General features: G+C 43.7%; 11 protein-coding genes. 3 read left to right on the forward strand and 8 right to left on the reverse strand.

From position 1 onward, the window contains the following. Positions 1–219 precede the first annotated feature (219 nt). Entirely contained in the window at positions 220–645 is a 426-nt protein-coding gene (locus Q4546_RS08500) for a septal ring lytic transglycosylase RlpA family protein (RefSeq protein WP_303446092.1), read from the reverse strand. A 305-nt stretch (positions 646–950) separates the two neighbouring features. After that, positions 951–2,276 (reverse strand): aminotransferase class V-fold PLP-dependent enzyme, encoded by a 1,326-nt coding sequence (locus Q4546_RS08505; protein WP_303446093.1) that lies wholly within the window; start codon positions 2,274–2,276, stop codon positions 951–953. Positions 2,277–2,546: 270 nt separating this feature from the next. Here Q4546_RS08505 and Q4546_RS08510 point away from each other — a divergent pair, with 270 nt between their 5' ends. Continuing rightward, positions 2,547–3,038, forward strand: coding sequence for a TIGR00645 family protein (locus tag Q4546_RS08510; protein WP_102439310.1), 492 nt, complete (start codon positions 2,547–2,549; stop codon positions 3,036–3,038). A 159-nt stretch (positions 3,039–3,197) separates the two neighbouring features. On the opposite strand, the gene Q4546_RS08515 is transcribed toward Q4546_RS08510, so the two are convergent. From Q4546_RS08515 to Q4546_RS08535, 5 genes are all read right to left on the reverse strand, one after another. Then, positions 3,198–4,499, reverse strand: coding sequence for an anaerobic C4-dicarboxylate transporter (locus tag Q4546_RS08515; protein WP_102475487.1), 1,302 nt, complete (start codon positions 4,497–4,499; stop codon positions 3,198–3,200). 418 nt (positions 4,500–4,917) lie between these two features. Further along, entirely contained in the window at positions 4,918–5,898 is a 981-nt protein-coding gene (locus Q4546_RS08520) for a helix-turn-helix domain-containing protein (RefSeq protein WP_303446094.1), read from the reverse strand. A 526-nt stretch (positions 5,899–6,424) separates the two neighbouring features. After that, positions 6,425–7,165, reverse strand: a complete 741-nt coding sequence (locus tag Q4546_RS08525; protein ID WP_303446095.1) for a zinc metallopeptidase — start codon at positions 7,163–7,165, stop codon at positions 6,425–6,427. 269 nt (positions 7,166–7,434) lie between these two features. After that, positions 7,435–9,078 carry a chaperonin GroEL gene (gene groL, locus Q4546_RS08530; protein WP_102439565.1) on the reverse strand — a complete coding sequence of 548 codons (1,644 nt, stop codon included), beginning with the start codon at positions 9,076–9,078 and terminating at the stop codon, positions 7,435–7,437. 51 nt (positions 9,079–9,129) lie between these two features. Continuing rightward, on the reverse strand, positions 9,130–9,420 hold the full coding sequence (locus Q4546_RS08535; protein ID WP_076538652.1) for a co-chaperone GroES: 291 nt from the start codon (positions 9,418–9,420) through the stop codon (positions 9,130–9,132). A gap of 225 nt (positions 9,421–9,645) precedes the next feature. Between Q4546_RS08535 and Q4546_RS08540 the strand changes: the two genes are divergently transcribed. Both Q4546_RS08540 and Q4546_RS08545 read left to right on the forward strand, forming a co-directional pair. Then, entirely contained in the window at positions 9,646–11,025 is a 1,380-nt protein-coding gene (locus Q4546_RS08540; RefSeq protein ID WP_102475480.1) for an MATE family efflux transporter, read from the forward strand. Positions 11,026–11,051: 26 nt separating this feature from the next. Further along, complete coding sequence (locus tag Q4546_RS08545; protein WP_102475479.1) at positions 11,052–11,420, forward strand: hypothetical protein; 369 nt, start codon at positions 11,052–11,054, stop codon at positions 11,418–11,420. Between the two features lie 90 nt (positions 11,421–11,510). Here Q4546_RS08545 and Q4546_RS08550 read toward each other — a convergent pair whose 3' ends face one another. Further along, complete coding sequence (locus Q4546_RS08550) at positions 11,511–12,116, reverse strand: FxsA family protein (protein WP_303411823.1); 606 nt, start codon at positions 12,114–12,116, stop codon at positions 11,511–11,513. Between the last annotated feature and the right edge of the window lie 178 nt (positions 12,117–12,294).

The raw sequence follows: 12,294 nt of genomic DNA on the forward strand, positions 1-12,294 counted from the left end.
CTAAATGCTAAATGCTAAATGCTAAATGCTAAATGCTAAATGCTAAATGCTAAATGCTAAATGCTAAATGCTAAATGCTAAATGTTGAATGCTAAATGTTGAATGCTAAAGAGAAGAGCTTTAAACAAATGACGCGAGATAGGTCATAAAGAACAGAGAGATTAACTAAGATGTTGAGCCTAGTTAAACAGAGTCAAATAGTGGCTCGCGATGGCAAGGTTAATGTTTGTATCTAAAGGTATTGCTGTCGTCTAGAATGTCAATTTTGATCGCTACAATCCCTTGATCAACACTGGCTATTTGTTGAAACGCTTTTTGAGAAAGATCGATCACTCGGCCTTTAACAAATGGGCCGCGATCGTTAATTTTTACATCGATGCTTTTATTATTACCGGTATTGGTCACCCTCACTATAGTGCCAAATGGCAAGGTTTTATGGGCTGCGGTATAGGCTCTCATATTGTATTTTTCACCACTTGCCGTCAGTCTGCCGTGAAATTTACTGCCATACCAAGAAGCTTGCCCTGCTAGCACATGAGATGTTGAATATTGTGTTGTTTTAGAAGCATCGATGGGCACTCGTGATGAACAGCCTGTTGCCATAGCAAGGAGTAACACACTAAACATAAGCTTAAATTTAATCATTGTGTTTACTACTCGCTCTTTAAAATAATGCTTCATTTTATTCGCTGCCTTGTAAGCACAAAATGCTCTCAGACAACTCGCTAACCTTAGCCTGCAGTGTAGATGAGAACATTTAAGCTGTCACTCAAGATGACTTATAACACCACCATAGCAAGCGCAGCATCACATAAACCCTGCTCATGTTCACTCCCTTGTTCATGTAGTAGCTGCTGGAGCCTATATGTTATGGCTCGCTAGCAACCGTGGATTCTGCCCCCCCGTTATTACACTGACTTGCACTTATGACACTTTTTAAAAGCAAAACCTTATGCCAACGCTTGTATCTCAGAGAGTGCTTTATCAATCTCGGCTTCGTTATTAATTAAGCTCGGCGCAAAACGCGCGTATGAGTCACGATAAGGCGTCGAGCTCATAATGATGCCCTTAGTGTGCATATGCTCTACCACCTGTTGCGGTGACAAACCATCGACATCAAAACACACCAGCCCCGATGATAGTTCAGTGGCCATTGGCGTATACAAGGTGACATGTGACATTTTTGCCAAGCCTTGCTTGGTTTGGGTATTGAGCTGATGAATACGCTGTTGCACATTGGCTTTACCCAAACGCATATGTAGCTCAAACGCTGCAGGCAATGCCCAGCGATGTTCAAAGGAGTGAAAGCCTCCTGGTGACATATGTTCACCCATTGGTACTTGCGCTTGGGTGCTATTACCTAGCCACACATCGTAGGATAGGCTGAAACTTGGGATCACTGCGCTGCAGTTATTCCAGCCGCGCTTTGAGCCCCATATAATGCCAGTGCCACGTGGGCCAAAGATCCACTTATGAGTGCCAGCAATAAAAAAATCACAGCCTAATGTACTCACATCAACATCCTCGATGCCAAAGCCATGTACGCCATCGACACAAAATAGGATTTTATCAGCTTCAGAACGTGAGCTGTTGGCTTTGGCAATCACATCTGCCATAGCGCGGATAGGTAATTTAACCCCAGTGGAAGAGTGAACCCAAGTCACAGCCACCACCTTAGTCTTTTGATTAATGGCCTTTGCCAAGTTATCGATAACTTGCAAGCTTGTCACTGTGGCAGGGGTGTCATATAACGTAATACGGCGCACGTTAGCCCCTGTTCTTTCTGCACGCAGTTTTAAAGACAGATCGGTAGAGTAATGATCGTGTACGGTTTGCACTACTTCATCATTAGGGCGTAATTTAAGCCCGCTGTATACCAAAGATAACCCCATCGTTGTACTGTCAGTGAGGGCAATTTGTTCGGCTTCACCACCCATATAGCTTGCTGCCGCAGCGGATATTTTTCCATCAATGGTTTCAAAGTGTTTATGCCAATAATCTGAAGGATTGGCATCTAAGCCTTTGCGGTGTCGCTCAATTTCATCTGCCACAGGTTTAGGGTGAGAAGCCAACAAAAAGGTAGAAAGGTGAATGTAATCGTCAGTTAAGAGGAAAAGCTGTCGCAGCGCAGTCCAATCTCCAGCATTGATATTATCAGGCATTAACGCTGCTTTATTGCCCTCAGCAGCGGCATCAGCTGCATTGCCTATGCTTGTCCCAATGACACTTCCAGCTAAGGCTAAACCCATTCGACTTAAAAAATTACGACGTAACATAGATAACTCTTTATTAATCGCTGTGTACCGTTAATAAAAAGTAGCAACCGAATGCAGGAGTGTCTATTAATTGACCGCAAGTGTCACTGCGGCGCCGAAAAGTCAGTCTTAAACATGATTAAGCCTGTTTGATAATGTACAAGTTGGGTAAGTGGGGAGATGATCTCGCTTGCTAGTGTAGGTAAGCACAGTTAAAGTGCACTCTGTTTTGATCTAACAATCATCAACTTGATTGATTGCAGCGTTTTTTATCTGAAAGGTTAACTATATATGGAAAAAGTGTTTGAAAAATTAATGTATGCATCACGCTGGATCATGGCACCGATTTATTTAGGTTTAAGCCTTGTCCTATTTGCGTTAGGTATCAAGTTCTTTCAAGAGATTTTTCACATCCTACCGATGATTTTTGAGATGAAAGAAGTTGACCTGATCTTGATTACACTATCGCTAATCGATATCACTTTAGTGGGCGGCCTTCTGGTGATGGTGATGTTTTCAGGCTATGAAAACTTCGTTTCACAGCTAGATGTGGGCGAAAACAGTGACAAACTAAGCTGGCTTGGAAAAATGGATTCAGGCTCACTTAAAAACAAGGTAGCCGCATCAATTGTGGCCATATCGTCAATTCATTTACTTAAAGTTTTTATGAATGCCGAAAATATCGATAACGACAAAATCATGTGGTACTTACTGATCCACATTACCTTTGTATTATCGGCCTTTGCCATGGGCTACTTGGATAAAATTAGTCGCACAAAGTAGCTGCTGACCTTAAGTTGCAAATCCAAATAAAAAAAAGCCTCGATACGGTTAAGCATCGGGGCTTTTTTCGGCTTGCAGTTTGTCGGCATTAAAGCTGACACCTGAAAGCATGCTGCATTATTGCTCCAAAGAAACGCCTTAAGTAGATTGTAAATACACCTACAAAATAATCTCAGCTAATACAAATCCAATCATCACCGAGCTAACAATCGTCACCACACCGGGTACCACAAAAGGATGGTTAAATACCCACTGGCCAATACGGGTAGAACCTGTGTCATCCATTTCAACAGCCGCCAACAAGGTTGGATACGTTGGCAATACAAATAAGGCACTCACCGCAGCAAAAGAAGCAATAGCAGCCTCAGGGCTAACCCCTAGCATAAATGCCGATGGCATTAACGCCGCTGTGGTTGCGGCTTGCGAGTACAACAACATGCTGGCTAAAAACAAAATGATCGCCAACATCCACGAATGCTCTTCTAGCAAGCCACCCGATAGCGCTTTAATCTCTTCTAAATGCCCAGCAACAAAGGTGTCACCTAGCCACGCAACACCTAATACACAAATACACGCACTCATGCCCGATTTAAAGGTCGCCGCATTAAGCACCTCAGCTGTATCCACTTTACAAAACAGGGTAATCGCCGTCGCTGCCGTTAGCATAAACACCATAATCGCTTCATTTCGCGGCAATGTCGGATTATCAATAAGACCTACAGCATCACTAATCGCCGTGGCGTAAAACACCACTGCCACAATTGCTACCAGAAAAACCATCACCGAACGCTTAGCCCCTGCTGGTAACTCAGTGCTGTTCACCTCGCGTTTGCTCACTAAGCCATGAGCTAAACGGTCTTGATAAACGGGGTCATCTTTCAACTCTTTACCCATAAATTGGGCAACAAAAGCGCCGACCATACAAGCAATAAAAGTAGCGGGAATACAAATCATCAATAAGCTGATATAGCCCACGCCTTTGCTTTCAAGCATGCCGCTCATTAGCACAACCGCAGCTGAAATAGGTGAAGCCGTAATCGCAATTTGAGAGGCAACAACTGCAATACTTAATGGCCGTGAAGGACGAATGCCCTGCTCTTTCGCCACCTCAGCGATGACAGGTAAAGTAGAAAACGCGGTGTGGCCCGTACCCGCAAACAGTGTCATGGTATAAGTGACAATCGGAGCTAAAAAAGTCACCTGCTTAGGATTTTTACGTAAAACACGCTCAGCGATATTCACCAAATATTGCAAACCACCCGCAACTTGCATCGCCGCAATAGCCGCGATGACCGACATAATAATCAAAATCACATCAATAGGAATGGTGCCAGGTGTCATCCCTAAGCCAAGAGTTAACACCAACACACCCAAACCGCCAGCAAAGCCAATGCCAATGCCGCCTATTCGTGCGCCGATAAAAATGGCAGCCAATACCACCACTAACTCAATTGTTACCATAAATCCTCCCAAGCATTAATTGCGCGCACTCTACTGCAAAGTTAATAGACCCAATAGATGATTAAATCAATAAAACCTTAATTAGCAGAACAATTATCAATAAGTGTTAACTAGGGCATGTTGTTCTTTGCGGGTTGATTTTGTTCGAGATAAAACGGATTAAGCGCGGCGAGTGAATTGCCGCCTAGCAATCTAAGCACTCTTTGTTCGCAAAAAATTCGCTCAACAATGCAGAATCCGATTTAGCCGCCCCCTTCGGGCAGCGTTTGTTGTCCATTTTTACTACGTTATCGGGTTTTTATGTAGAATAAAATGTGTTGTGCGCAAAAGAGGTTTACGCTTGGCGACTTACTCCGAGCTTATTTCGACGCACTGACTTTGTGCCCTTATTTCCCACACCTTATTTCCCACACCTTACTTAAGGCGTGTCTTTGTGAAGTAATTCCATCAAGCCAACGAGTGCGGCAAACAGCACGGCGCCAACAGGCCAAATAATCCAAGTGATGCCCCAAGCCATTGTCCAAAAGCTCCAGCCAAGATAGATAGCAATGAGCAAGGGCCAATAAAATCCAGCCAACTTCTCGGCTCGTTTAGTACGTCTACTTGTTTCTGTCTCTTTCACTGTTTCTTTCAATACATTGCTATAGGCATCATATTTTGCAGAAACCGGTAAAATAATGAATAGACCAACCGCAATGATAAAAAGCAGTACATCTATCATTAATAAAACAATGTCTTGCTCAAAAGAAAAAATACTCACGCACAGCAGCGGAACAAAACTAACAATAAAACAGAAAATACCTACAGATAAGCGCAAATTATAAGCTGGCCTAAACTGTTTACGTTTTTCATGAAACACGCTGTGAACACCATAAGCGAGTTCAAATGGTTCATCTTCTATCGCCGCTATTTCATCTTTATATTGGTTTGTCTTGATAAAAAAGCTCACCCCAACTGACACCAAAATCAACACACTCACAATACCCAACGCCGCTGCGATATCACCCGTCATGTTAAATCGGTTTGTTTCCGCCATAGCCATAAAGAAAAATAACGGCATTGCAGAACAAACACACAAAACCACGCCTTTGGTGACAACATTGGTCATTGCGATTTTATGCTCAACATACTCAGTCGCTTGCTCTAGGGTAATATGGTTAATGCCTAGTTCTTTGGCTTCAGTAGCAACTTTAAATTCCTCGTTCTCATCCTTTAGTAAGAAGTCTGTAGACACATCAAAAATCTGTGAAAGCATAACGATTTTATTTAAATCAGGAATGCTATTTGCCCCTTCCCATTTAGAAACAGACTGACGAGAAACATTCATTTTCTCAGCCAACTCTTCCTGAGACCAACCCAGTTTCTTCCTTAATCTAATAATCTTATCTGCAAGTATCATTAGTGAATCCCTTTAATCAATAATTGAGCCACAAGCATAAGAAATCAGCCAGTTGCTCACTAGCAAGCCAGCTTGTTAATCTGTCAACCAGCAGTTGCGTTATTGATTATTAAGCCATAATTCGGCTATTTTTTGTATCTAATTGCTCAATTAGCGATTGAGTGTAGGCTATGAAGCAAAGAAAGAATTTAATCAGTCACCCGATTTGAAATCGCTTAAAGAGTCGAGACTAATCCAATTAATTTGATTTGTATCAGCTCACCATGACATTCACTCACCGACACGCCGTAAACTCATCCATGAGGGCTCGAACATCCCATCCATGGGATGAACGGTCGTCTCGCTAATACTCATGGTTCACCTATTGAATATCAGTTTAATCCTCAGCCTTTTAACACGTTCAGCAAAAATACCAAAGTCAGTAAGCACAAAGCCCCGAACAGCCAAGATTATGGTTGTGTTTAATAATTTGATTGAGGAAATAGAAAAAGTTTACTCTGCCCCTAACAAAACCCCAGTGATTCTATTAGCGACGCAGTACCGCTATCCAGCGGCCAAGATTGAGCAAGCTGGCTAGCGAGCCAGCCACGTAGGTCAGCGCCGCCGCTTTGAGAATCTTCTCCGCATGCTTTATGTCACCGTCGTGCAGGTAATTGCCCTCTTTGAGTATGGGCAGCGCCTTGCCATAACTGGCGTCAAACTCCACCGGCAAGGTCACCAGATGCACAATAGTGCTCAACCCCATCGACAGCACGCCGATTAAAATGGTCAACGCGCCCGCCTGTGGTATACGGGTGAGCATTAAGACCACTGGCGCCGCGAACATCATTATGCCGGCGATACGCTCACCGACCATAGCGGTTCTAGCGAGCTTCTGTCGCATCAAAAACAAAGACTCGCCGCGAGAATCCTGTAGCGCATGCCCTACCTCGTGGGCAGCGACAGTCACAGCAGTCAGGGAGTGACCAGAATAGTTATCCGGCGTAAGGCGAACAGTCTTAGCGGCGGGATCATAATGATCGCCGTCAGGCGTCTCTTCAACCTTAACGTCATTTAGGCCAAAACGATCTAGAATATGGCGAGCAAATTCTCCACCGCTACCTTGATGACGGTAGCGATCAGTGGGCTGTTGGTACTTGCTCATGATGTGCTTGACCCACAAGCCAGGCAAGAATACACAGGCCGCAATGACAATAATTAGAATAATCCATAGCATGAAAACCAGTATGCCATAAACCTTGGTATAACTCTCACGGCTTTTACTCAAAGCCAGTACTGTGGATGCGTGTAGTCGCCTGCAAAAAATAAGTATTTTATAACAAAATTTAAAGCCAACAAAAAGCCCCGATACAGTTAGGTATCGGGGCTTTCAATTTCTTTTACAAGAAGTTCGGTTCTAAGCTTTTAGGCTTTAGACCAACATAATCATCTAACGCAGGAAAAATCGCTTTAGAGCAAGGCTTCTTGCCACGACGTTTAGCTTTTCATAAACGAGTGGCAAGGTAACGCAGCTATAAACGATTTTAACCAGTTAGATTACATCATGCCGCCCATTCCACCCATACCACCGCCCATACCGCCCATATCTGGCGCTGCAGCTTCTTGTGGAATTTCAGCTACCATTGCTTCGGTGGTGATCATTAGACCGGCAATTGATGCTGCAAACTGTAATGCACTACGGGTTACTTTAGTTGGATCAAGAATACCCATTTCTAACATGTCACCGTAAGTGTCGTTACCAGCGTTGTAACCGTAGTTGCCGCTGCCGTTTTTAACAGTGTTTGCAACAACTGAGGCTTCTTCACCTGCGTTGGTTGCGATTTGACGAAGTGGTGCTTCCATTGCACGTAGTGCGATGATTACGCCGTGCTTTTGGTCTTCGTTGATCACTTCAACTTCAGAAATCTTAGACGCTACACGTACTAGTGCAACCCCACCGCCAGGAACCACACCTTCTTCAACGGCTGCACGTGTTGCATGTAATGCATCTTCAACACGGGCTTTTTTCTCTTTCATTTCAACTTCTGTTGCTGCGCCAACTTTGATTACTGCAACACCGCCAGCAAGTTTTGCCATACGCTCTTGAAGTTTTTCTTTGTCGTAGTCAGATGTTGACTCTTCAACTTGTTGTTTGATTTGCGAAACACGGCCAGAGATTTGCGCTTGCTCGCCGTTACCATCGATGATGGTGGTGCTGTCTTTAGTGATAACAACACGTTTTGCTGTACCTAAGTCTTCTAGGGCTGCTTTTTCAAGTTCTAGACCGATTTCTTCAGCGATAACAGTACCGCCAGTTAGGATAGCGATATCTTGTAGCATTGCTTTACGACGGTCACCAAAGCCAGGTGCTTTAACAGCAGCTACTTTAACGATACCGCGCATGTTGTTGACAACTAATGTTGCTAATGCTTCGCCTTCAACGTCTTCTGCAACAATAAGCAGTGGCTTACCTGTTTTAGCTAGACCTTCAAGGATTGGTAATAATTCACGGATGTTAGAGATTTTCTTATCAACTAATAAGATGAAAGGAGAATCTAACTCAACGCTGCCTGTTTCAGCTTTGTTGATGAAGTAAGGAGAAAGGTAACCGCGGTCAAACTGCATACCTTCTACAACGTCTAATTCGTTTTCAAGGGCTTGGCCTTCTTCAACGGTAATAACGCCTTCTTTGCCTACTTTTTCCATTGCTGTTGCAATGATTTCACCGATTGATTCATCAGAGTTAGCAGAGATAGTACCTACTTGAGCAATGGCTTTAGAATCTGCACATTCTTGCGAAAGTGCTTTAAGCTCAGCAACGGCTGCAATAACTGCTTTGTCGATACCACGCTTAAGATCCATTGGGTTCATGCCAGCAGCGACTGCTTTAAGGCCTTCAACCACAATTGATTGTGCTAATACGGTTGCAGTAGTTGTACCGTCACCAGCCGCATCATTGGCTTTAGAAGCAACTTCTTTCACCATTTGTGCGCCCATGTTTTCGAACTTGTCTTCTAGTTCGATTTCTTTCGCTACCGATACACCATCTTTAGTGATTAGCGGTGAGCCAAAGCTTTTGTCTAAAACGACGTTACGACCTTTTGGGCCTAATGTTACTTTTACTGCGTTAGCAAGAATGTTGACGCCGTTAAGCATTTTAACGCGACCGTCACTACCAAATAATACTTCTTTTGCTGACATTGTTATGTTCCTTCAAATTTGTTGATGATTGCAAAGGGTTAATGTTTAAAATTAACCTACAACAGCCATTAGGTCTGACTCAGATAAGATAAGGACTTCTTCACCATCAATCTTTTCTTTTTTCACGCCGTAACCTTCGTTGAAAATCACTACGTCGCCAACTTTAACGTCAAGGGCTTTAACTTCACCGTTTTCTAAAATGCGACCATTGCCTACTGCTAGGATTTCACCACGAGTTGATACTTCTGCAGCGCTACCAGTTAATACAATGCCACCAGCTGATTTTGATTCAACTTCTAAACGTTTAACGATTACGCGGTCATGTAATGGACGAATATTCATCTACGGACTCTCCTAATGATTTGGTGCCCTAAAACGAGGCGGTTTTAACAAAATGATAAGGGCATTACCCCTTTGATGAATGATATATGGGGGTCGATGTTGACAGTTCCAAGTGTATTTTAAAAAAAACTGCGATTTAATTGTAAAATTTGTGGCTGCTAATATTTAAACCATCTTGAATGCTGCTAGAATTTGGCTCCCGTTTTCGTGTTTAAGTCGAGATAGATGAAAGATAAACATGGGTTGCTTAACGCACCAATAGGTCGTGTGCTATTCAATATGAGCCTCCCCAACCTTATCGGTATTCTCACCATTTATGGTGGCAGCCTTATAGATACATATTTCATCAGTCTTTTGGGCACTGAATCATTAGCGGCGGTAAGTTTTACGTTTCCGGTGGCGATTATTTTTTCCAGTATTGCCATTGGCATTGGCGCGGCGGTTTCCACTAACCTCGCCCGCTTAATTGGCGCAGGTAATCAACCCCAAGCTAAAGCGTTTTTGTTTGATGCCTTGTTGCTAACATTTTTATTGGTGAGCGCGTTAGTGTGCATCGGGATTATGGCCATTGACCCGCTATTCACCCTACTGGGCGCTAATGAGTTAAGTTTGCCACTTATTCATGATTATATGCTGGTGTGGTTTTTAGGGGCGCCATTATTGGTGTTATTGATGGTGGGCAATCAGGGCATTCGCGCCACCGGTGATACTTACTCCCCTGCGATCATTATGTCGGTGGCAGCAATTATCAACCTTATACTCGACCCTTTACTTATTTTTGGTCTTGGGCCTTTCCCTGAGCTGGGTATTCAAGGCGCGGCCATTGCCACTTCAATATCCTGGTTATTTTCAGCCTCTGTGGCTGTGTATATCTTGGTATTCAAAAAACAAATTTTGGTCTTCACCAAATTAAGTAAGCACCGGATTATCAAAAACTGGTGCAAGCTGGGGCATATTGCCCGCCCTGCGGCTTTAATGAATATGATTAACCCTATTGCCAACGGCATTATTTTGGCCATGCTTGCCAGAGTCGATCAAGCTGCGGTGGCGGCTTATGGTGCAGGGGTGCGCTTAGAAACCTTATTTATTTTGGGGATCATGGCCCTTAACTCCAGTTTAATGCCGTTTGTGGGGCAAAACTTGGGGGCGGGGCAACATCAGCGGGCTAAAGATGCCATGATGCTGTCACTGCGGTTTGCTCTTGTGCTGCAAACCTTACTGTATCTGCCTATCTTTTTGAGTGCTGATTTTATTGCGCAGTTATTCAGTAATGATGCTGTGGTGATCGATTGGTTGAGCTTTTATATTAAAGCCTTACCCGCAGCCTATGGGCCATTAGCAGTGGTGATTATCTTCGCCACTTGTTTAAATGCCTACCATAGACCGATCCAGTCGTTAGTGATTAACTTAGTCAGGCTGTTTATTTTAATGCTGCCATTGGCGGCCATTGGCTTATACTTTGGCGGGGTAAAAGGTTTATTAATTGCGCTGCCAATAACCAATACCATTATGGGCATTGCCTGCTATGTGATGGCCAGTCGGATCACTGAGCCAGAGTCCGTTACCGCGTCAACGGCCACTAAGTCAATTAACACCATAAATTAACAGGGATGCACAAGGGTTAATACACAATGAAAAGATCAATCAACGCCGCGCTATTGTCAGCTTTTGTGTGCCCGGGTACAGGGCACTTATACATAGGTAAAAAAGCCATAGGTTGGGGCATTATTCTGGCTTGTTTTATCAGTTTATGCGCCATCATGACCGTGCTGATGCAGCGCGCTCAAGCGGTGGCTGATGATATTGTCGCGGGAAATATTGCGCTGGACTTCAACAGTCTTTATGCCGCAGTGCACGACAGCGTGACCCTTGATTTACCCCCTTCAGTATCGATGGCCACTTGGGTGTTATTTATTTGCTGGGTTGGGAGTACGGTTAGCGCGTATTGGATGGCTGAGCAGCTAGACAAACCTTCAAAGGATTCGACTCTCGCACCTTAAGTTAATGCCGTAAACAAGCAGCTGAATTATTTGAGCCATAAAAAACGCTAGCCTTGCTAGCGTTTTTTCATTGAGTCACCAAGCTAACAATTAGTCTTTTTTGGGCTTATCTTGCTCGCCCTTTTGCTCACTATCTGCGCGAGGCTCATCCTGTGGGGTGATATCTTTAATTTCTACCTGATGGGTTTCAGGGGTTAAATCATTTGGATCAAATTTGCGTTCAAAATCACCGTCAAAGGTATTGCCGCCTTGGTTAAATGGGCCATTTTGCCCAAATGGATTTTGGCCTGGTTGACCTTGTGGACCAAAGCCGCCCTGAAAACCGCCACCAGCAACCACGCGCATTTGCATACGTTTAAAGATATAGCTGGCAATCGGTGAGCGAGTAATTGGGGTTAGCAATAACAAACCGATAAAGTCAGTCACAAAGCCCGGAAACAATAACAGTAAGCCTGCCGCGGCGAGCATCATGCCTTCGACAATTTCTTTACCCGGCGCTTCACCGCGCTCAAGCTTAGATTGCACTGACATTAAGGTGCTTAAGCCTTGGCTGCGCACTAGTGATACTCCCACAATCGCAGTGAAAAACACTAATGCGATGGTATTCCAGGTGCCAAGCACATCGCCCACAGAAATTAATACTGACAACTCAATGGTCGGAACGATAATAAATACAAACAATAAAACAAATAACATGTGGGCCTCAATTTTTTCACTGGCTATGAAAACTAAATGGGGGTTATCCGGTCTTAATTCAAGACGTGTCACGATTATCATCAATGACTAATGCAAGCGCTTACGAAAAAACGTACAGTATTGCACTATTGAAATCGCGATAAACATAACATTAGCAACAACAATAAAGATAAACCGC

Source organism: Shewanella sp. 4_MG-2023 (assembly GCF_030548015.1).
Taxonomy (GTDB): Bacteria; Pseudomonadota; Gammaproteobacteria; order Enterobacterales; family Shewanellaceae; genus Shewanella.

Coding starts and splice junctions, on each gene's coding strand:
- Q4546_RS08500 (WP_303446092.1), bottom strand. CDS start 645: ATGATTAAATTTAAGCTTATGTTTAGTGTGTTACTCCTTGCTATGGCA.
- Q4546_RS08505 (WP_303446093.1), bottom strand. CDS start 2,276: ATGTTACGTCGTAATTTTTTAAGTCGAATGGGTTTAGCCTTAGCTGGA.
- Q4546_RS08510 (WP_102439310.1), top strand. CDS start 2,547: ATGGAAAAAGTGTTTGAAAAATTAATGTATGCATCACGCTGGATCATG.
- Q4546_RS08515 (WP_102475487.1), bottom strand. CDS start 4,499: ATGGTAACAATTGAGTTAGTGGTGGTATTGGCTGCCATTTTTATCGGC.
- Q4546_RS08520 (WP_303446094.1), bottom strand. CDS start 5,898: ATGATACTTGCAGATAAGATTATTAGATTAAGGAAGAAACTGGGTTGG.
- groL (WP_102439565.1), bottom strand. CDS start 9,078: ATGTCAGCAAAAGAAGTATTATTTGGTAGTGACGGTCGCGTTAAAATG.
- Q4546_RS08535 (WP_076538652.1), bottom strand. CDS start 9,420: ATGAATATTCGTCCATTACATGACCGCGTAATCGTTAAACGTTTAGAA.
- Q4546_RS08540 (WP_102475480.1), top strand. CDS start 9,646: ATGAAAGATAAACATGGGTTGCTTAACGCACCAATAGGTCGTGTGCTA.
- Q4546_RS08545 (WP_102475479.1), top strand. CDS start 11,052: ATGAAAAGATCAATCAACGCCGCGCTATTGTCAGCTTTTGTGTGCCCG.
- Q4546_RS08550 (WP_303411823.1), bottom strand. CDS start 12,116: ATGTTATTTGTTTTATTGTTTGTATTTATTATCGTTCCGACCATTGAG.